The organism is Pseudomonas sp. 3B-A001-10F (assembly GCF_056313565.1).
Map to the genome: position 1 here is coordinate 1 of NZ_JBQYFW010000044.1, position 20361 is coordinate 20361.

At 60.1% G+C, this 20361-nt stretch carries 22 protein-coding genes; 9 read left to right on the top strand and 13 right to left on the bottom strand.

The features are described 5' to 3' along the window. Positions 1-70: 70 nt before the first annotated feature. From AC0ZWN_RS26410 to gnd, 3 genes are read right to left on the bottom strand one after another with little or no spacing between them, the layout of a single operon-like run. Positions 71-892: an HAD family hydrolase gene (locus AC0ZWN_RS26410; RefSeq protein WP_476337280.1), complete on the bottom strand. Its 822-nt coding sequence runs from the start codon at positions 890-892 to the stop codon at positions 71-73. Then, positions 889-2412: a glucose-6-phosphate dehydrogenase gene (zwf, locus tag AC0ZWN_RS26415; protein ID WP_476337282.1), complete on the bottom strand. Its 1524-nt coding sequence runs from the start codon at positions 2410-2412 to the stop codon at positions 889-891. Before zwf ends, AC0ZWN_RS26410 begins: the two co-directional genes overlap by 4 nt. Then, positions 2409-3389, bottom strand: a complete 981-nt coding sequence (gnd, locus tag AC0ZWN_RS26420) for a phosphogluconate dehydrogenase (NAD(+)-dependent, decarboxylating) (protein WP_093432832.1) — start codon at positions 3387-3389, stop codon at positions 2409-2411. The genes zwf and gnd overlap by 4 nt, the downstream gene beginning before the upstream one ends. 273 nt (positions 3390-3662) lie before the next feature. Between gnd and AC0ZWN_RS26425 the strand changes: the two genes are divergently transcribed. From AC0ZWN_RS26425 to AC0ZWN_RS26435, 3 genes are all read left to right on the top strand, one after another. Further along, the gene (locus AC0ZWN_RS26425) at positions 3663-3845 is read left to right on the top strand and encodes a DUF6026 family protein (protein WP_007914840.1); all 183 of its coding nucleotides are present in this window, start codon (positions 3663-3665) and stop codon (positions 3843-3845) included. Between the two features lie 209 nt (positions 3846-4054). Then, positions 4055-5803: a phosphoethanolamine transferase CptA gene (locus AC0ZWN_RS26430; protein WP_476337285.1), complete on the top strand. Its 1749-nt coding sequence runs from the start codon at positions 4055-4057 to the stop codon at positions 5801-5803. A gap of 273 nt (positions 5804-6076) precedes the next feature. Further along, the gene (locus AC0ZWN_RS26435; protein ID WP_476337287.1) at positions 6077-6286 is read left to right on the top strand and encodes a hypothetical protein; all 210 of its coding nucleotides are present in this window, start codon (positions 6077-6079) and stop codon (positions 6284-6286) included. 348 nt (positions 6287-6634) lie between these two features. Here the strand turns inward: AC0ZWN_RS26435 and AC0ZWN_RS26440 are convergent, their stop codons facing one another. The 7 genes from AC0ZWN_RS26440 to AC0ZWN_RS26470 form a co-directional block, all read right to left on the bottom strand. Beyond that, positions 6635-7132, bottom strand: coding sequence for a GNAT family N-acetyltransferase (locus tag AC0ZWN_RS26440; protein ID WP_476337289.1), 498 nt, complete (start codon positions 7130-7132; stop codon positions 6635-6637). Between the two features lie 121 nt (positions 7133-7253). Next, a complete protein-coding gene (locus tag AC0ZWN_RS26445) occupies positions 7254-7835 on the bottom strand; it encodes a DinB family protein (protein WP_476337291.1) in 582 nt (193 codons plus the stop codon). An 18-nt stretch (positions 7836-7853) separates the two neighbouring features. Beyond that, the gene (gene zapE / locus AC0ZWN_RS26450; RefSeq protein WP_476337293.1) at positions 7854-8969 is read right to left on the bottom strand and encodes a cell division protein ZapE; all 1116 of its coding nucleotides are present in this window, start codon (positions 8967-8969) and stop codon (positions 7854-7856) included. 22 nt (positions 8970-8991) lie between these two features. Then, positions 8992-9333, bottom strand: coding sequence for a nuclear transport factor 2 family protein (locus AC0ZWN_RS26455; protein WP_099759073.1), 342 nt, complete (start codon positions 9331-9333; stop codon positions 8992-8994). Between the two features lie 52 nt (positions 9334-9385). Beyond that, positions 9386-10102 carry a helix-turn-helix transcriptional regulator gene (locus AC0ZWN_RS26460; protein WP_116256222.1) on the bottom strand — a complete coding sequence of 239 codons (717 nt, stop codon included), beginning with the start codon at positions 10100-10102 and terminating at the stop codon, positions 9386-9388. Between the two features lie 189 nt (positions 10103-10291). Continuing rightward, on the bottom strand, positions 10292-11251 hold the full coding sequence (gene speB / locus AC0ZWN_RS26465; RefSeq protein ID WP_476337296.1) for an agmatinase: 960 nt from the start codon (positions 11249-11251) through the stop codon (positions 10292-10294). Between the two features lie 16 nt (positions 11252-11267). After that, positions 11268-12359: a polyamine ABC transporter substrate-binding protein gene (locus AC0ZWN_RS26470; protein WP_476337298.1), complete on the bottom strand. Its 1092-nt coding sequence runs from the start codon at positions 12357-12359 to the stop codon at positions 11268-11270. A gap of 99 nt (positions 12360-12458) precedes the next feature. On the opposite strand from AC0ZWN_RS26470, the gene AC0ZWN_RS26475 reads away from it, so the two are divergent. The 4 genes from AC0ZWN_RS26475 to AC0ZWN_RS26490 all read left to right on the top strand — a co-directional run bounded on the left by AC0ZWN_RS26475 (position 12459) and on the right by AC0ZWN_RS26490 (position 16190). After that, entirely contained in the window at positions 12459-13352 is an 894-nt protein-coding gene (locus AC0ZWN_RS26475; RefSeq protein ID WP_476337300.1) for a LysR family transcriptional regulator, read from the top strand. 231 nt (positions 13353-13583) lie between these two features. Continuing rightward, on the top strand, positions 13584-15050 hold the full coding sequence (locus tag AC0ZWN_RS26480; RefSeq protein ID WP_034156004.1) for a nucleobase:cation symporter-2 family protein: 1467 nt from the start codon (positions 13584-13586) through the stop codon (positions 15048-15050). A 67-nt stretch (positions 15051-15117) separates the two neighbouring features. After that, a complete protein-coding gene (locus AC0ZWN_RS26485; RefSeq protein ID WP_093432857.1) occupies positions 15118-15591 on the top strand; it encodes an LEA/WHy family protein in 474 nt (157 codons plus the stop codon). 53 nt (positions 15592-15644) lie between these two features. Continuing rightward, complete coding sequence (locus AC0ZWN_RS26490; RefSeq protein ID WP_476337303.1) at positions 15645-16190, top strand: GNAT family N-acetyltransferase; 546 nt, start codon at positions 15645-15647, stop codon at positions 16188-16190. Positions 16191-16325: 135 nt separating this feature from the next. Here the strand turns inward: AC0ZWN_RS26490 and AC0ZWN_RS26495 are convergent, their stop codons facing one another. Continuing rightward, positions 16326-17249 (bottom strand): carbon-nitrogen hydrolase family protein, encoded by a 924-nt coding sequence (locus tag AC0ZWN_RS26495; protein WP_476337305.1) that lies wholly within the window; start codon positions 17247-17249, stop codon positions 16326-16328. 84 nt (positions 17250-17333) lie between these two features. On the opposite strand from AC0ZWN_RS26495, the gene AC0ZWN_RS26500 reads away from it, so the two are divergent. Continuing rightward, entirely contained in the window at positions 17334-18242 is a 909-nt protein-coding gene (locus tag AC0ZWN_RS26500; RefSeq protein ID WP_476337307.1) for a LysR family transcriptional regulator, read from the top strand. A 4-nt stretch (positions 18243-18246) separates the two neighbouring features. On the opposite strand, the gene AC0ZWN_RS26505 is transcribed toward AC0ZWN_RS26500, so the two are convergent. Continuing rightward, a complete protein-coding gene (locus tag AC0ZWN_RS26505) occupies positions 18247-18501 on the bottom strand; it encodes a hypothetical protein (protein WP_007917411.1) in 255 nt (84 codons plus the stop codon). A gap of 154 nt (positions 18502-18655) precedes the next feature. On the opposite strand from AC0ZWN_RS26505, the gene AC0ZWN_RS26510 reads away from it, so the two are divergent. Beyond that, the gene (locus tag AC0ZWN_RS26510) at positions 18656-18973 is read left to right on the top strand and encodes an ElaB/YgaM/YqjD family protein (protein WP_007917413.1); all 318 of its coding nucleotides are present in this window, start codon (positions 18656-18658) and stop codon (positions 18971-18973) included. 199 nt (positions 18974-19172) lie between these two features. On the opposite strand, the gene AC0ZWN_RS26515 is transcribed toward AC0ZWN_RS26510, so the two are convergent. Further along, the gene (locus AC0ZWN_RS26515; protein WP_116256229.1) at positions 19173-20213 is read right to left on the bottom strand and encodes an Ldh family oxidoreductase; all 1041 of its coding nucleotides are present in this window, start codon (positions 20211-20213) and stop codon (positions 19173-19175) included. Between the last annotated feature and the right edge of the window lie 148 nt (positions 20214-20361).

Below are 20361 nucleotides of genomic sequence, written 5' to 3' on the forward strand. Positions count from 1 at the left end.
GCCCAGGAAATGGTGACTGATACATTGCTATCGCGAGCAGGCTCACTCCTACATTTGGTTTTGCGTGCTTTCAGCGAGGGAGGATGTATTTCTCGATCGCTTGCGCCACGCCGTCTTCAGTGTTCGGCGCAGTGACCACGTCGGCTTGGCGCTTTACCGCGTCCTCCGCCTGGGCCATGGCTATCGAAAAGCCTGCACAATGGAACATCGCCGGGTCGTTGCCGCCATCGCCGATGGCCGCTGTCTGCTCCAATGGAATACCGAGATGTTCGGCCAGCGTCGCCAGCGCGGTGCCTTTGTTGGCTTCCTGCGCCGTGACGTCGAGATACACCGGTTGCGAACGCGACACTTGTGCCATGCCATTGACCTTGGGCAACAGGCGCGCCTCCAGTTCGATCAACAGCTCAGTGTTGTTACTGGTCGCGACGATCTTGTCGATGCGCTCAAGATACGGCTCGAAACTCTCCACCACCACCGGCGGATAACCGAGGCCATGCTGCTCGCGCGGCACCATTGGCCCGTGCGGATCCTTGAGCAGCCAGTCGCCGCCGCTGAACACCCATATCTCGACTTCCGGCTGATCAGCAAACGTGGCCAGCGCAATCAGCGCGGTGCTGGCCGGCAGGTAATGCGCGACCAAAAGACTGCCGTCAGGATTGACGATAGTGCCGCCGTTGAACGCCGCCGTCGGCAAATCGACACCCAAGGCTTCGATCTGCTGCAACATGGCTTTCGGCGGTCGACCGGTGGCGAGGCTGAACAACACGCCCGCCTCACGCAGCGAACGCACTGCTTCGATGGTGCGCTGGCTCAGCGTGTGATCGGGCAACAGCAGCGTGCCGTCCATGTCACTGAGCAGAAAACGGATAGGTTGTTGCGGAAAGTCACTCATCCGAGGCCATGCCAGACGCGACCATCGCGAGTCAGCAGGTCTTCAGCAGCCTGCGGGCCGTCCTCACCAGCGGCATAAGTCTGCACGCTCGCATCCTGCTGCCAGGCGTCGAGGAACGGCTGCACGGCACGCCAGCCGTTTTCGATGTTGTCGGCGCGCTGGAATAACGTCTGATCGCCGGTCAGGCAGTCATAGATCAGGGTTTCGTACCCGGTCGACGGCTGCATCTCGAAAAAGTCTTTGTAGGCAAAACCCAGCTCGATGTTGGCCATGTTCAACGCCGGCCCCGGCCGTTTGGCCAGCAGGTCGAACCACATGCCTTCGTTGGGCTGGATCTGGATGCGCAGGTAAGTCGGCTGCAATTCGTCGACTTCGGTGTCACGGAACTGCGCGTACGGCGCCGGTTTGAAGCAGATGACGATCTCGGTGTCGCGCACGCTCATGCGTTTGCCGGTGCGCAGGTAGAACGGCACGCCGACCCAGCGCCAGTTGTCGATCATCACCTTCAGCGCCACGTAGGTTTCGGTGTTGCTCTCAGGCGAGACGTTGGGCTCCTGGCGATAACCGCTCAGCGACTTGCCGTCGACCTCACCGGCGCTGTACTGACCGCGCACCGAGTTGGCCCGCGCCTCTTCAGTGGTCCACGGACGAATTGCCCCCACAACCTTGGCCTTCTCGCCGCGCACCGCATCGGCGCCAAACGCGGCCGGCGGTTCCATGGCGACCATGGCCAGCAACTGGAACAGGTGATTGGGCACCATGTCACGCAGGGCGCCGGTGTGTTCGTAAAAACTGCCACGGGTTTCGACGCCGACGGTTTCAGCGGCGGTGATCTGCACGTGGTCGATGTAGTGATTGTTCCAGAAGGCTTCGAAGAGGCTGTTGGAGAACCGGCTGACGAGAATGTTCTGCACGGTTTCCTTGCCCAGATAATGGTCGATCCGATAGATCTGCTTCTCGGACATCACCTTGAGCAAACAGGCGTTCAACGCTTCGGCGGTTTGCAGATCGGAGCCGAACGGCTTCTCGATCACCACCCTTCTGAACGCTTCGGGAGTTTCTTCGAGCAATTTGGCCGCGCCGAGACGGCGCACCACTTCACTGAAGAAACGCGGCGCGGTGGCCAGGTAGAACACCGCATTGCCGGTGCCGCTGTCGGCGATTTTCTCCGCCAGCGCGGAATAAGTGCTGTCGTCCAGAAAATCACCCTGGACGTAGCTGATACCTTTGGCGAGCTTGGCCCACAAAGCCGGATCAAGCATCTGATCGCCCTTGCCGACCTTCGCCGCCACTTCGGTGCGGATGAAGTCTTCGAGCTTCTGCGCGAAGGCTTCATCGGTAATGGCGTTGTGGTCAACGCCGACGATCCGCAGATTGTCGTCAAGCAAGCCGTCGCGACTGAGGTTGTACAGCGCCGGCATCAGCAAGCGCTTGACCAGGTCGCCGTGGGCACCGAACAAAAACAGCGTGGTCGGTGGTGCGGGTTCTGCCTTGGATTTTCTGCGGATCGTATGGGTCATTTCTTCGGTGTCTCCACGTGGCCGCCGAAGCCGAAGCGCTGGGCCGAAAGAATCTTGTCGCCAAAGGTGCCCTGACCGCGCGAGCGGTAGCGCGAGAACAGCGAGTTCGACAGCACCGGTACCGGCACCGCTTGTTCCATGGCCGCTTCGATGGTCCATTGACCTTCACCGCTGTCGGCAACCGAACCGGAGAAGCCGTCGAGCTTCGGATCGCTGGCCAGTGCATCGGCGGTCAGGTCGAGCAACCACGACGACACCACGCTGCCACGGCGCCACACTTCAGCGATGTCGGCCACATTGAGGTCGAAACGCTGATCTTCCGGCAGGCGCTCACTGGACTTGGTCTTGAGGATGTCGAAGCCCTCGGCGAACGCGGCCATCATGCCGTACTCGATACCGTTGTGAATCATCTTCACGAAGTGCCCGGCACCGGCGGGACCGGCGTGGATGTAGCCGTGTTCGGCGCGGTGGTCGTCGGACTGGCGATCCTTGGTGCGCGGGATATCACCCATGCCCGGCGCCAGAGCAGCGAACAGCGGGTCGAGGCGCTGCACGGTTTCGGCGTCACCGCCGATCATCATGCAATAGCCACGCTCCAGGCCCCAGACGCCGCCGGAGGTACCGACGTCGATGTAGTGCAGGCCTTTCTCGGCCAGAGTTTTGGCCCGGCGGATGTCATCCTTATAGTTGGTGTTGCCGCCGTCGATGATGGTATCGCCGGCTTCGAGCAAAGTGCTCAGGGTGTTGATGGTGTCTTCGGTCGGCGCGCCGGCCGGCAACATGACCCAGACCGCACGCGGTTTGGCCAGGCCGGCAACCATTGCCGGCAAGTCGGCGACGCCGGTGGAGCCCTCGGCGACCAGGTTCTCGATGAAAGCGGTATTGCGGTCGTAAACAACGGTGGTGTGACCGTTGAGCATCAGACGTCGCGCAATATTGCCGCCCATGCGGCCCAGTCCAATAATCCCGAGTTGCATGTGCTGATGCTCCTTACTACAAATAAATGTGTGTCATTGGTTATAGCCCAACGCGACTGATGGAGGTTAGTCCAGAGCGTTGCGATGAAGTTTCCGGGCATTGTGCCCGATCCAGACTGATAACGCCCCGAATCCTGCCGAAGACACACCGACCATGAAAAATAAAAAAGTTCCATTCACAGGCAAAAGAAATCAAAATCGGCGCCGATAGTAAGTCAGTACCCCAAAGCGGGGACGACCTACAGTTGATGCACGCCATTTGCGAGGTGAGCAATGGGCACAGTACACACAGCAATGCCGCCACAAACCCTGTACGTGACAATCCGTCGCGATGAATTGCGCCAGTTGAAAGACGAACGCGACCAGTTGAAACAGGAGCTGGCGCAGCTGCGCCTGTTGACCCAAGGTGTGCAGCCGCAACCTTTGCCGGTCGTTCAGCGTCACCCCCACGCCTGATCCCCGCCTGTTTCGGGAACGGCCGCCGCTGTTCCCGACATGATCCATCGCTGCCCTCCTCTCTATAGAGCAAAGCGGCAACTCACAAACTTTTCACATTCTCTTCGTAATACTCCGCCCCATTCTGGCCGTACCTGCGTGTACGGCCTCCGTTCGTCGGCTTCATGGATGTTCCGGCGGTGGTTGTAACGAGTGAGCTGGAGCGCCGAATGGCATTGTTCAAACGCAGCAAAACGACTGCGACAGGTTTCGATTGGGCCGGATTTCTCTGGCTGTTTGTATTCTTCTGGTACTTCTCGGGTATCACCCAACTGCTGATCCAGCTGACCGGCACCTCCGGCTTCACCGGGTTCCGTCAGGCGTTCGTCATGAGCGCGATCTGGCTAGCACCGATGTTGCTGTTCCCCAAACGCACCAAACTGCTCGCTGCCATCATTGGCGTGGTGCTGTGGGCCTGCTCGATGGCCAGCCTGGGCTACTTTTTCATCTATGAGCAGGAGTTCTCCCAGAGCGTCATCTTCATCATGTTCGAGTCGAACATCTCTGAAGCCGGCGAGTACATGACCCAGTACTTTGCCTGGTGGATGGTGCCAGCGTTCCTCGCACACACCGCCTTCGCTTACTTCCTGTGGACGCGTCTGCGTCCGGTATACATGCCCCGTGGCCGCGCATTCGTCGCGGCGATGGCAATCCTCATTGCGGTGATCGGTTATCCGCTGGTCAAACAGACAATGCGCATGGGCACCTTCGCCCAAGGCTTCGAGAAATTCGAAACCCGCATCGAGCCGGCGGTGCCATGGCAGATGGTCGTGGCCTATCACCGTTACCAGGAAACCCTCGCCGACATGCAGGGCATGCTGCACAACGTGAGCAAGATCCCGCCGCTGAAAAACCTCAAGGACGCCTCGGCCGACCAGCCGAAGACCCTGGTGCTGGTGATCGGCGAATCGACCAACCGTCAGCGCATGAGCCTTTATGGCTATCAGCGCAACACCACGCCGGAACTGGACAAGCTCAAGGATCAACTGGCGGTTTTCGACAACGTCGTCACTCCGCGTCCGTACACCATTGAGGCGTTGCAGCAGGTGCTGACCTTCGCTGACGAAGAGCACCCCGACCTGTACCTGTCGACACCGTCGCTGGTCAGCATGATGAAACAGGCCGGCTACAAGACCTTCTGGATCACCAACCAGCAGACCATGACCAAGCGCAACACCATGCTCACCACGTTCTCCGAACAGGCCGACGAGCAGGTGTACCTGAACAACAACCGCAATCAGAACGCCGCGCAGTACGATGGTGATGTGATCGAGCCGTTCAACAAGGCCCTGGCTGACGCGGCGCCACGCAAGCTGATCGTTGTGCATTTGCTCGGCACGCACATGAGCTATCAGTACCGCTATCCGCCGACGTTCGACAAGTTCCAGGACCGCACCGGCGTACCAACCGGCGTGCGTGACGACCAGGTCCCGACCTACAACAGCTACGACAATGCCGTGCTGTACAACGACTTCGTGGTGTCGAGCCTGATCAAGGATTACGCCAAATCCGATCCGAACGGCTTCCTGCTGTACCTCTCGGACCACGGTGAAGACGTGTTCGACTCAGTGGGCCACAAGACTCTGGGCCGCAACGAAAACAAACCGACCGCGCCGATGTACACCATCCCGTTCATGGCCTGGGCGTCGCCGAAGTGGAAAGCCAACCACGACTGGAACTTCGCCGCCGACCTCGATCGTCCGTACAGCAGCTCGCATCTGATCCACACCTGGGCTGACCTGGCCGGTTTGAGCTTCGATGAACTCGATCACAGCAAGAGCCTGGTCAGCGACAGCTTCAAGGCTCGCCCTCTGCTGATCGGCGATCCGTACCAGACCGAGCAGCGTGCGCTGATCGACTTCAGTTTGATGAAGCCGAAGAAACCCGACGCCGCGCCGGCGGATGTCGCGCAGAAGTAACACCAGAAGGGGCCGAAACCGGCCCCTTTTTCATGTCCGCAGAAAACTCATCCAGCCGGCCTCGAATTTCGCTTGTTACCTCTGCCCCATCCAATGCGTCGCCACGGTCAGCTCTGACAGGTGCCCCCCGTTCCCGACTATCAAATGTTCTGCAACATGCTGCAAAAACTCCACTGAACGGGCGTTAACCCCGCGTTAATTCAGGCCTCCCAGACTCTCTTCCGAGATCTGCTTCATGGACGAACGGCTCCCACTTGTTTAGTAGGAGGCACCATGAAAATCACTACCGCAATCCTTGCCGGGCTATTTGCCATGGGTTCTGCCAGCGTTTTTGCCGAGGGCGGCGCTGAGCGTATGCGTTATTACTACGACAATTTCCCGGTTCACCAGGCCCAGAGCGAGCAGAAGAGCGACGCCAACGCGAAGGAAATTCGCGTTCCCGCCGATCAGACGGCGCAAGTGACCGAGTCGTATCGCGACTGAGATTGACCGAGCAACCGATGGACCTTCCGTGGCTCCGCTCTGGCCTGGAAGAAGACAGTTTGGCGCCCTGAATGGGGCGCCTTTTTTATGGGCAATGAGCGGGATGTTCGACCTTATGCTGTCGCGAGTTCGCAGATGGGGTTGGGTCAGCAAGATCCAACCCCCTCACCCCAGCCCTCTCCCCAAAGGGGCGAGGGGGAAAGGGAGCCGATTTTCATGCTTTTCAAAACCTGAGTTCGGCTCGATGTCTCAGGTCGGCGTATCTTGCCCAAACACCTCGGTCAGTCCCCTCTCCCTCTGGGCGGTCCGACGTTTCGGGAGGGTTAGGGTGAGGGGCATTTCAGGCTTTCAGGCTTGCAGATTCTTGATCCAGAACAGCATACGCCCGTGATCCGGGTCGAACATGCCCGGCGCAAAGCCGAACTTGCTGTAGGCATTCTGCGCCACGGCGTTGCCTTCCAGCACTTCGAGGGTGATTTTGCAGCAACCGCGCTGGCGAGAAATTTCTTCGACTTTCTGCAGCATTTTCTGGCTCAGGCCGAGACCGCGAAAGCGGCCCACCACCGCCACGTCATGGACGTTGACCAGCGGCTTGCAGGCAAACGTGGAAAACCCTTCAAAGCAGTTCACCAGCCCCGCCGGTTCACCACCGACGAAGGCCAGCACGCTGAACGCATGCGGGCGCCGGGACAGTTCTTCGGGCAGGCGACGCAGCAGCTCAGGGTCGAGCGAATGACCGCCGCCCATCGGGTCTTCTGCATAGTGGTTGAGCACGATACCGATGGCCTCGGCGTGCGTTGGATTGCTGTAGCTGGCCTGAAGTACAAGAATTTCTGCGGAATCCATTTCCATCCCCGAACACAAAAGCCCCGGCGCGCAAAGTGCGTACTGAAAGGCTGCCTGACATTAGCGCGGGGGTGATCGGGCGGGCAACCGACAAATGCAAAAGACTTTTGCTTTTTACCCGTCAGTGCCCCCAGATCAACTCTTCGGTCCAGCCCAGTTCGGCAAAGTCCTCGGCGCGTAGACTGCTCTCGCCGACGCAGAAAAACTCATCCAGTTGCGGCGGTTTCACCACGGTATCGCTGAGCATCGCATGCACCTGCCCCCGGTGATGAAGCTGATGCTCGAACAGGTGCGAAAGCATGCGCAAGCGGCTGTCGTGCTGCGGCGTATCACGGGCGATAGTGACGATCCGGGGCAGATCGGCATCGCGCAATTGTTCGCAATAGGCGATCAGCCGCCGATCAACATGAGCCTGCTCTTCGCGCAAATGCGTGGCGTCGGTAAACGGCTCGTCCACATTGAAAAACACATAACAGTCAGGATGCGGCTCGGCCCCGCGTAGCTCGCGTTCCAGTGCATCGACGTAGAACCAGTCGCAGGTGAGGATGTGATTGAGGGTCAGACGAATGCTCGGAAAAAAACTCACCCGAGGCGCCGCCAGATCCGGCGCACTCAGCTGCGTCCAGGCCTTGGCCAGGCGATGATTGGCCCAGGCATTCTGGTAGGCCATGGTCAGCAAATGATGGGATAACGCTTGGCTCATGTCGGCGCCCTCTTCCATTCAAGCTTCGGCAAAACGCTGCAGCTGCATCTCCTGCAAGCGACTGAGGGTGCGGCGGAACGGAAATTCCAGATAACCCTCGGTGTACAGTGCGTCCATGGGTACTTGCGCTTCGATGTACAGCGGCACCTTGCGGTCGTAGCACTCGTCGACCAGCGCAATGAAACGCCGCACGCCGTCGTCGTGAACCGACAATTGCGGCAACTCACGGTCGCCCGCAACTACCCGCTGCGCGGCGTCTTCGGTGCCGCGCGCAATGCGCCCTTCGCGTTTCTGCCCACTGAGATTGGGTACTTCGCTCAACAGAATAGCCGTGTAGCGGTCGCACAGCGCGATGAAATCCATGGCGGCGAACGGCTGCTCGCAGAGATCGGCGTAGCGGCACCACAACACCGTTTCACTGGCCTGGACTACGTTCAACTGGCGATGACCGACCGCCACCGGTTCGGCGCTGGCTGCTTGGCCGGCGGTCAATGCCTGAAAGACTTCGTTCAGCGCACTGACTGCAGACGTGGCGACAAAGTAGCGTTGCAGGCCCGTTCCCGGATGCAAGCGATGATCCTCGGCGCCATTCACCGCAACCACCTGCATATGCGCCTTGATCGCGGCAATCGCCGGCACAAACCGGTCGCGATTGAAGCCATCGGCGTAAAGATCATCCGGCGGCAGATTGGACGTACAGACGATCACCACGCCTTCGTCGAACATCACCTGAAACAACCGACCAAGAATGATCGCGTCACCGATGTCGTTGACGAACAACTCATCGAAACACAGCACCCGCACCTCGGCCGCCAGCTCCCTGGCCAGCGCACGCAACGGATCGGCAATCCCGGTCAGCTGGAATGAACGCTGATGGACCCAGCCCATGAAGTGATGAAAGTGTTGGCGTCGCGCCGGCACCCGCAGGCACTGATAGAACTGATCCATCAGCCAGGTCTTGCCGCGCCCGACCGGCCCCCACAAATAAACGCCGCTGACCGAAGCGGCCCCGGCGTGCAGCGCTTCATGGCATTTTTGCAACGCCCAGACCGCGTGTTCCTGGGCTTCATCTTGGATGAAGCCCTTGTGTTGCACGGCGTGTTGCCAGGCGCTGAGAGGAGAGTCGAAAGTCATGCGCGGCAGTATGCCACGATGGTTACAGGGAAATATCCAGTCGGGCGATTTTCCCCTGCTCGTTCAAGCGAAACGTGTAGCGCAGCTGCGCCGGGCTGCCGGGGAAAGTTCCGGAAATCAGCCCGTTTACCAGCACTTTGCCGGTGCGCTGCTGCACGTCCAGCACTTCGACCCGTGGCTGATAGCGCTGCCCGGTGTCGTGCATCCATTGTGCGATGGCTTGCGGGCCGACCTGATGTTGGCCCTCGTCGAACACGTTGGCATCCTCGGCAAAAAAACTGGCGACCCTGGAAGTATCGCGTGCGTTGGCCGCATCGATATACGCAGCAATCGCCGGGGCCAGTGCAGAGACGGGATGAGACATGATTGCGGCTCCTTTTTGTTTGGTTCTGCGACCATCCTAAAACAGCGTTGCGTCAGTTTTTGTCAGGAGTGAAACGTCCGCTTTCATCCAGTTGCATCTGCTCGCGCCATGTGCGCAACAGATCGCTGCGCCGTCCCGGATAACCCTCGCCCTGGCGGCTGGCCGCGCTGATGCGGTCGGTACGAAACGTACGATAGGCGCTGCGCAATTCGCACCACGCAACGATGATTCGCACCTCATTGAGGAAGCCCAGCGCCAAGGGCCAGATCAACCGCTGGCTGGGCACCTGTTGCGCGTCGGCGTAATCGATGTGCAGTTTGGCCTGGTCGCGGATGGCATGGCGAAACACGTTCAACGGCACGGCGTTTTGCGGAAAACCATAACCCGGCGGGCCCGCCATCACCGTGGGATTGCGCAGCGCTTCCTGGGCCTGCGGATCGAGCACGGCAGCAATTTTCGCCAGCGCATCCGCCGCGGCTTTGCCGAGGACTTCGTCACCGCGCTGATCGACGTAACGCAAACCGAGGACGATGGCTTCGGTTTCGTCGGCATTGAGCATCAGCGGCGGCAGAAACAAGCCGCTGCGCAACACATAACCGATCCCCGCTTCGCCATGGATCGGCGCGCCGAGGGCGGTCAATTCCGCGATATCGCGATAAAGCGTGCGCTCGGACACTTCCAGCTCGGCAGCCAGGGTCGCCGCCGTCACCGGGCGCTTCTTGCCGCGCAGCACTTGCAGCAAAGTCAAAAGACGAGTGGTACGCGACACGGTGGGCAGGCTCTGGAGGGCAAAGATGTTCGAGCTTAGCAGAGGCTGGTGTCAGAAACTGGCAGGAGCCTTGGCTGAAAATGTGGGAGCGAGCCTGCTCGCGAAAGCGGCGGGTCAGGCAACAAAGATGTTGGTTGATCTGACGCCTTCGCGAGCAGGCTCGCTCTCACAGGGGTTATGGTGTGCGGGTTAAATATCAACCTTGTGGCGGGCGGCGTAGAGGCAGAGCATTTCCATCGCCAGTGTGGCAGCGGCCAGTGAGGTGACGTCGGCGTGATCGTAAGCCGGGGCGACTTCCACTACGTCCATCCCGACCAGATTGATGCCGCGTAAACCGCCAAGAATCTCCAGCGCTTGCGCGGTGCTCAAGCCGCCGCACACCGGCGTGCCGGTGCCCGGTGCAAACGCTGGATCGAGGCAATCAATATCGAATGTCAGGTACACCGGGTTATCGCCAACCCGCGCGCGGATGGCTTCGACAATGGCGTCGCAACCACGTCGATGCACCTGCCGTGCATCGAGTACCTGAAACCCCATGTGATCGTCATTGGTCGTGCGCAAGCCGATCTGCACCGAGCTTGCCGGATCCACCAGCCCTTCCCGAGCGGCGTGCCAGAACATGGTGCCATGATCGACCCGTTTGTCCTCTTCGTCCGGCCAGGTGTCACTGTGCGCATCGAAGTGAATCAGCGACAACGTCCCATGTTTGCGCGCGTGGGCCTTGAGCAGCGGGTAGCTGATGAAGTGGTCACCGCCAAACGTCAGCATCGCGCTGCCAGCGGTCAGAATGTGCTCGGCGTGAGCTTCGATGCTTTGCGGAATGCTGTGTGGTGCGCCGAAATCGAAATCGCAGTCGCCATAATCGATGACCGCCAGATGATCGAACGGGTCAAACGTCCACGGCCAGTGGCGTTCCCAGGCAATCCCGGTGGAAGCGGCCCGAATCCCGCGTGGTCCGAAGCGGGCGCCGGGACGGTTACTGGTGGCGGTGTCGAACGGCACGCCGCTGACCGCGACATCGACGCCGCGCAAGTCACGGCTGTAGCGCCGACGCATGAAACTGGTAATGCCGGCGTAAGTACTTTCGGCGGCGGTGCCGTAGAGGCTGTCTCGGGTCATGGCCTGATCGTTTTGCATAGGCACATCCATCGTGGGGCTCCTGTTGTTATTGATGACTACGGAAAGTGGTCCACAGACGCGTGCGCTGACGCATGTCTTTGAGGCTCATGCTGCGATCGGCATACAGCCGCGCGCGAACTTCGCTCGGCGGATAGATGTCGGGATCGTTACGCACGGCCTCATCCACCAACGGCGTGGCGGCCTGGTTGGCGGTGGCAAAAAACAGTGTATTGGTCAGTTCGGCCACGGAATCGGGGCGCAGCATGAACTCGATGAACGCCCGCGCGGCTTCGGGGTGCGGCGCGTCTTTGGGGATGGCCAGATTGTCCTGCCACACCAGCGTGCCTTCCTTGGGAATGCGGTAGGCCACTTCGTACGGTTTATTGGCCTTGTGCGCCTGATCAGCGGCCATGCTCGCGTCGCCGTTGTAGGTCAGCGCGAGGCACACGTTGCCGCTGGCCAGGTCATTGATCTGCCGGCCGCTGGCGACATAGAGCACCGACGGCTGGAGTTTCTGCAACAACGCCTCGGCGGCGGCCAGGTCGTTTTTGTCGGTGCTGTAGGGATCCTTGCCCAAGTAATGCAGGGCCAGACCGATGACCTCCTGCGGCGAATCGAGGATCGCGATGCCGCAGTCCTTGAGCTCGCTGGCGTTCTCCGGTTTGAACAGCAGATCGAGGCTGTTCAGCGGCACATCAGGCAGCCGCTGCTTCACGGCCTCGACGTTCATGCCCAGACCCAGCGTGCCCCAGGTGTACGGCACGCCATAGCGATTGCCGGGGTCGACAGCGGCCATTTTCTCCAGCAAATCCGGATCAAGATTGGCGTAGCCCTTAAGGCCCTCGTGAGGGATTTCCTTCAACGCGCCGGCCGCGAGTCCCCGCGCCAGAACGCTGGACGACGGCACCACCACGTCGTAACCACTGCCGCCGGTGAGCAACTTGGTTTCCAGCACCTCGGAAGTATCGAAGGTGTCGTAACGCACATGAATACCGGTTTCCTCCTCAAACCGTTGCAGGGTTTGCGGTGGCACGTAATCGGCCCAGCTGTAGAGATTGAGTGTCTTGTCCTCGGCCTGAGCCTGAACAGCCACCGACAACAAAAGCGCGGGGAAACACAGCTTGAACACGGGAGCCATGACGAACACCTGACCGGAGGAAGTGGTTGCAGGATGCGCCGTCGGATACATTAGAAAAATAGCCGAATAATTATCCTGACTTTACCCCGGAGTAATGTGATGTTGGGCCAACTCCACGACGTGGACTTGCAGTTGTTGCGCCTGTTTGTGCGGGTGGTCGAGTGCGGTGGTTTCAGTGCAGCCCAGGGTGATCTGGGCCTGAGCCAGTCGAGCATCAGCCAGCAAATGGCCAAACTCGAAACTCGCCTCGGCTATCGTCTGTGCAGCCGTGGCAAGGGCGGTTTCAGTGTCACGCCCAAGGGCGAGCAGTTGCTGATCGCGGTGCGCACGCTGTTTGAATCGATTGAAACGTTCCGCCATCAATCCAACGGCGTCGCCGGGCGCTTGATCGGTGAAGTGCGCCTGGGGATTTCCGAGTCGGTGGATCAATCGGTGCTGCAGCGGGTGGCGGCGGCGATCCGGCGTTTTCGCGAGCGTGATGAGTCGGTGCGCATCGAACTGATCAGCGCCATGCCCGGCGAAATGGAACGGCTGCTGTTGCAACAGCGGCTGGACTTGGCGATCGGCTATTTTTCGCAGGTGCAAAGTGCCTTCGACTATCGCCAGTTGTTCAGCGAAACCCAGCATTTGTACTGCGCTGCCGGCCATCCATTGTTCACTGATTACGCACCCAGCGATGCCGCGTTGCAGGCCTGCGACCGAGTCGATCACCCCTATCGATTTTTTCGCAGTGACGAGCCGTTTCAGGGCAAGGTCTGCTCGGCGCGCTCGGAACAGGTGGAAGGCACGCTGACCTTCATTTTGTCGGGTAAACACGTGGGGTATCTGCCGGATCACTATGCGCGGAGCTGGCAAGCGAAGGGCCTACTGAAGCCGATCCGTGAGGGCGAGTTGAGTTTCGAAGTCGACTTTCATCTGGCCCGGCATCGGGCGCAGGTGCCGGGGGATGCGCAAAAAGCTTTTGAAGAAGATTTGCTCAGCGCTTTCTCCTGATACATCTATCCGTAGGAGCTGCCGCAGGCTCGGGCCGCGATCGGACGATCTTTTGATCTTAAAAGATCGCAGCCTCGTTTCACTCGACAGCTCCTACAGGGGAGTTTGCTGATAGCGACCCATAAAACCTGACCTTTCAGGCAGTTATTGCTCGTTGCCCTTACCGCCCTCTTCCGGCATTCTGCGCCTCCATTTTCTGACCCGGCCCCGCCTCGCGGCGCGCAAAACACCATGACCGCCTCTGAAAAAGCCCCGCGCAACAACGACCTGATTTACGGCCTCAACGATCGTCCGCACCTGACCGCCACAGTGTTTGCCGCACTGCAACACGTGCTGGCTAGCTTCGTCGGCATCATCACCCCGACCCTGATCATGGGCGGCGCCCTCGGTCTGCAAAGTGAAATTCCCTACCTGATCAGCATGGCGCTGTTCGTTTCCGGGCTTGGCACCTTTGTGCAAGCCAAGCGTTTCGGCCCGGTCGGTTCGGGGTTGTTGTGTCTGCAAGGCACCAGTTTTTCCTTTATCAGCGTGATTCTCAGCGCCGGGTTCATGGTCAAGGCGCGCGGTGGCGGCACCGATGAAATCCTCTCGACGATCTTCGGTGTGTGCTTTTTTGCCGCGTTCATTGAGGTGGTGCTGAGCCAGTTCATCGGCAAACTGCGCATGTTGATCACCCCGGTGGTCACCGGCACCATCATCACGCTGATGGGGCTGTCGCTGATCAAAGTGGCGATGACCGACATCGCCGGCGGTTTCGGCGCGCCTGACTTGGGCGCAGCCAGCCATGTGTTTCTGGCGGCGCTGGTGATCGGAACCATCGTCGTGTTGAACCGCGTCGACGTGCCGTTTCTGCGCTTGGGCGCGATCGTTATCGGCCTGACCCTTGGCTACGTAGTCGCATGGCTGATGGGCACCGTGGATTTCGCCTCGATGCCAGAGGTGCCACTGGTCAGCGTGCCAGTGCCGTTCAAGTACGGTTTCAACTTCGACTGGGTGGCGTTCGTGCCAGTGGCGGTGATTTTCCTCGTGTCGCCGCTGGAGGCTGCGGGTGACCTGACCGCCAACTCGATGATTTCCCGGCAACCAGTCAAAGGCCCGCTGTACATCCGGCGGATCAAGTCCGGCCTGCTCGCCGACGGCCTCAACTCGGCCATGGCCGCCGTGTTCAACAGCATGCCAATGGTGACCTTCGCGCAGAACAACGGCGTGATTCAGCTCACCGGCGTGGCCAGCCGTTACGTGGCCTTCTTCATTGCCGGTCTGCTGGTGCTGCTGGGACTGTTCCCGATGATCGGCGCGGTGTTGCAACTGATGCCGAAACCGGTACTCGGCGGCGCCGAACTGGTGATGTTTGGCACTGTGGCGGTGGCCGGGATCAAGATCCTCGCCGAAGCCGGTCTGCATCGGCGCAACATGCTGATCGTGGCGATTTCGCTGGGCATGGGCCTGGGCATCGCGGCGGTGCCGGAAGTGTTGCGCGAACTGCCGCAAGCGCTGCGCAACATCTTCGAATCACCGATCACTGTCGGCGCGTTGTGCGCTATCGTGCTGAACATCTTCCTGCCGGAAGAATTCATTGAGCTGGAAGAAGACGATTTCGACCCGGAAGCTTCTATTCTTCAGGTCATGGAAAACCCGGACATGCCGGCCAAAGGTGAACCTGCCCCAGCGGCGGCTGTCGCACAGTTGAACCGCTAACGTCTGGCCTTCAATAGAAAGGGCTGAGCCGGCGACGGTTCAGCCCTTTTTTGTTGAGAGACCGTTTATGCGCCGTTTTCAAGCCGTCATTCTGTCACTGCTTCTGCTGTCCCTCAGCGCCTGTGCGCTATTCCCCAACCGTGATCCGGTGAACATCAACGTAGTCGGCCTCGAACCGTTGCCAAGCCAGGATCTGGAAGTGCGCTTCGCCATCAAGATTCGCGTACAGAACCCCAATGAGACGGCCATCGACTACAACGGCATCGCGCTGGATCTGGAGGTCAACGGTCATTCACTGGCCTCGGGTGTCAGCGATCAGAGCGGTTCGATCCCACGCTTCTCCGAAACCATTGTCAGCGTTCCGGTCAGCATCTCGGCGTTCTCGGTACTGCGCCAGACCTTGGGCCTGAGCCAGACGCAAACCCTCGACAACCTGCCCTATGTGCTGCGCGGCAAGCTAGCCGGCGGCCTGTTTGGCACCATGCGTTTTGTCGACAGCGGCAAGCTCAGCCTGCCCAAGGCCACTGCCGCGACCTGGTAAAAATGCGTTAGCCTGCTCCGTTCATTAAAGGCATTCAGGGAGGCTGCAGGTTTATGGAAGACACACCGACGCTGTACACCGAACGGCTGATCCTGCGCCCGTTGCAACTGGCCGATGCCGACGCCGTGCAGCAACTGTTTCCCCACTGGGATGTGGTGCGTTATCTGAACGCGGCGGTGCCATGGCCGTATCCCGAGGACGGCGCCCTCACCTATTTGCGCGATGTTGCCTTGCCGGCCGTGGCGGCGGGCAAGGAATGGCACTGGTCGATTCGCCGCAAGTCCGCGCCCGAACAGTTGATCGGCAACATCAGCCTGATGGATCAAACTGACAACCACCGTGGATTCTGGCTGACACCGGCGTGGCAAGGTCAGGGCTTTATGACTGAAGCGAGCGCAGTGGTGACCGATTACTGGTTCAACGTACTTCAACGCCCACTGATGCGTGTGCCGAAAGCGGCGCCGAATACCGGCTCGCGCAAACTCTCGGAACGCGCCGGGATGCGCTTGATCCGGACCGATGAAGATGATTTCGTCGGTGGGCGTTTTCCACGAGAAATCTGGGAAATTTCCCGGGAAGAATGGCAGCAACGCCACTGATTTCCAGACACACCACCGATCCATTGTAGGAGTGAGCCTGCTCGCGATAGCGGCGGATCAGCCGGCATCTCTGTTAATGACACACCGCTATCGCGAGCAGGCTCACTCCTACAGGGTTCGGTGTCAGGCAGTACCCTAAGTGTTGAATCGCACACCCGGTTTGGCGCGCTCATCCACACTCAACTCAAACACATCCGGCCGCGCGTAGTGCCCGACCACATCGTAGTCATACCGCGCCCGCACCAGTTCATCGGTGTCAATTTGCGCCGTGAGCAACCCCGCCTCGCCCCGTAACGGCCCGGCCAGCACATCGCCCATCGGCCCGACAATCACGCTCCCCCCGGCAATCAACGGGCGGTCTGCCGGCCAGTTGGCAATCTCCACGCCCAGTTCATTCGGTGACGCCTGCACCTGACAGGCGCTGACCACAAAGCAACGGCCTTCATGAGCGATGTGGCGCATGCTGACCTGCCACATCTCGCGCTCGTCGACGGTCGGTGCGCACCAGACTTCGATGCCTTTGGCGTACATCGCCGTGCGCAGCAGAGGCATCATGTTTTCCCAGCACACCACCGCGCCGAGCTTGCCAACCTGACTGTCGAACACCGGCAAGGTCGAGCCGTCGCCCTTGCCCCAGATCAGCCGTTCGGTGCCGGTGGGCATCAGTTTGCGGTGTTTGCCGACAAGCCCGGCCTGCGGATCGAAATACAGCGCCGCGCAATACAACGTGCTGCCAGCCCGTTCAATCACGCCGATCACCAGGTTGGCCCCGGTGCGCGCCGACAGACCAGCGAGCGCTTGCGTTTCGGCACCCGGCACATCGATCGCATTGGCAAAATATCGGGCATAGGCTTCGCGCCCCTCGGGCAGGCGATAACCCAATTGCGTGCCGAAGCCCTCGCCTTTCGGATAACCACCCAACAGCGCTTCCGGCATCACCACCAGTGCCGCGCCCGCCTCGATGATCGCGCCCTCCCAACTCAGAATCTGCTCCAGGGTCGCGCTTTTGCCTTCGGGCAAAGCGCCGATTTGCAGCGCAGCAACAATTGATTTGGCCATCGCGATAACTCCATCAGATTCAGTGGTTGCCGATTCTGCGGCGCCACGCGATCATGAATAAAGCCCCATTCACTGCTGAATGATATGACCCAAATGAATATCGCCACGGTCGACCTCAACCTGCTGAAAGTCTTGGAAGCCCTGCATGAAGAGTCGAGTGCCAGCCGCGCGGCATTGCGACTGGGGGTGACACAATCGGCGGTCAGTGCGGCGCTGCGCCGCTTGCGCGAGGTCTACGGCGATCAATTGTTTGTGCGTACCGGGCGCGGCCTGGCGCCAACGCTCAAGGCCAATCAATTGAAACCGGTGATCAGCGAAGCGCTGAACAAGTGCCGGCAAAGCCTGGCGATGGTCGACCCGGCGGCCAACCAGTACGACGGCCGCTCGGTCACCGTAGGACTGTCGGATGATTTCGAAATTGCCTACGGTCGCCGCCTGATCGAGGAAATTGCCCGCAGCGCTCCGAAGTTGCGCCTGATCTTTCGTCAGACCCATAGCCAGATCGTCGCCCGCGCGCTGATGGAGCGCAGCATCGATCTGGCGATTACCGCCGGAGGCTTTGCCGAGCGCTTGCTCAGCCGTCAGGTGTTGGGCGAAGGCGGTTATGCATGTCTGATCGATCCGGCGAGCCTTGCGCCCGGTCAGCAGCAGATCGATCTTGAGGAGTTTGTCGACCGCGAGCACATTCTGGTGTCGTCCGGCGGCTTTATCGGGATCACCGATGAGGGCTTGGCGACGCTGGGCCTGACTCGACGGGTGTGCGCGTCGACCACGCATTTCGCCGCGCTGCCGTATTTGCTCAAGGGCAGTCGGGCGGTGGCGACAATTCCGACGCATGCCGCCGAAAGTATTGCTGAGCTCAGCGGCCTGGCGCTGCTGCCCTGCCCGCTGAAACTGCCGCGTTATCCGATCGAACTGGGCTGGCGTACCAGCACGCAGATCGATCCGGTGGTGGTCAAAGTCCGCGAAGCGATTGCCGCGACGTTCACCTGAAGCGTTACTTGTTTGCGGCCATCAGGCGATTGACTTCACTGCGCACCATGTTGGCGAATTCTGGTGGCGACATGCCGTCCAGTTCCGCGCGGACCCACTCGGCCCATTTGCCTTTGCGCTTGCCGCGCTCGCCGAACAAACGCGCGGCTTCGCCTTTGGCTTTGCCCAGATTGTTTTGCCAGAGTTCGAACAGACGGGATTTCTCGTCTTCCAGCGCAGCGCGCTCTGCGAGTGATTTGTCGGCCAGATTGAAACTCATGGGGAATTATCCTGCTGCGTAAAATGGCGACATCTTACACGCTCGACGGAAATCTCCCGCGCAGGTTTTTATTTCTGACCTAAATTCAGTGCAACTTTTCAGCAAGCGCCACACTCCATTGATCACTGTCCATTCAACTGCAAGGAGTCACCCAATGGCCCGCAAATCCGCCGTGCAAGCCGCCGAAGATCAAATCAAGGATCAGGCCTTCAGCGAACTTCAGGCTCTGATCCAAGAGTCCGACAAACTGCTCAAGAGCAGCGCCTCACTGGTCGGCGAAGAAGCGGAGACGCTGCGCGGACAAATCGCCCTGAAACTGCAACAGGCACTGGATTCGGTATCGAGCGTACGTGATCGCACCAAACCGGCGGTTGATGCCACCGAAAGCTACATCGGCGGTCATCCGTGGCAGACCGTGGCGATCTCCGCCGGTTTCGGTCTGGTGGTTGGCTTGCTGCTCGGCCGTCGCTGAGTCAAGGCACACAAAAAAGGCGAACCCACTGGGTTCGCCTTTTTTATGCCTGCGTGTTTTTACCGGCTTTGACCCAGTTCCGGGCTTTCAGAACCTAAACTCAACTCGATCTTTCACATCGGCGCACATCCCCCATTCACCGCGATCAGTCCCCTCTCCCTCGGGGAGAGGGCTAGGGTGAGGGGCTTTTGATCTTTGATCACGTCCCCGCCAGCTCACGCAACTGCGCCAGCGTCTGTGCATCCAGCACGATGCCCTCAGCCAGCGACTTGCTGCGCTGCCAATGCCTGCGATCGCCCGGCAACCGCTTGAGGCCGACACTGTGCATCTGCCGCACCAGCTCACCACTGCGCTCGGCGAAACTCTGCCCGGCGGCTTTGCTCGGGTCGATGACGATCAACAATTGCCCGGTCCACGGCGTTTTCGCCCCGGGATGATTGGCCCAATCGAACTCGAAAGAAAAATTCCCTCCCGTTAATGCGGCCGCCAGCAGCTCAACCATCATCGACAGCGCCGAACCTTTATGCCCACCGAACGGCAGCAACGCCCCGCCCTCGAGAATCGCCTTGGGATCCTGAGTCGGCTGACCAAGGCTGTCCACGCCCATTCCGGCGGGCAACCGCTCGCCTTTGCGCGCAGCGATCTGCACGTCGCCATGGGCGATTGCGCTGGTGGCCAGGTCGAAGACAATCGGCGCGGCGCCGACCCGTGGCGCGGCGAACGCAATCGGATTGGTGCCGAACAGCGGCCGGTCGGCGCCGTGCGGCACCACGCAGGTCATGCTGTTGACCACGCTCAGCGCCACCAGCCCCTCGTCGGCAAATGGCTCGACGTCCGGCCACAACGCGGCGAAATGATGCGAGTTGCGAATCGCCAACACGGCAATCCCGGCGCTACGCGCCTTCTCCACCAGCAACGACCGGGCGGCGGCCAGTGCCGGTTGGGCGAAACCGTTACCGGCATCGACACGCACAAAACCGGAAGCGACATCTTCGACTTGCGGCACCGCGTGGCCGTTGACCCAGCCGCTGTTCAGGGTCGAGACATACCCGGGTATGCGGAACACGCCATGGCTGTGGGCACCATCGCGCTCGGCGCCGGCGCAGTTGGCGGCCAGCACTCGGGCGACTTCGGCGGAAGTGCCGTGGCGCAGAAAAATCGTTTCAAGCAGTTGCGTCAGCGCTTCAAGAGACAACGAGGACGAGACAGCAGAGGACACATGATCGTGTGGCGCAGACATCTGAAGCTCCAGAATGATTATTGGAGGGAACAACAGCGTACGGACGACTTGCCCGCCGATTAACCATGCCACAGCTGTCGGCTGTCAACCCTTGTATTGGCGATGACGGGCATTGGCTCATGGCACATTTCAACTCGACGTGTGCGGT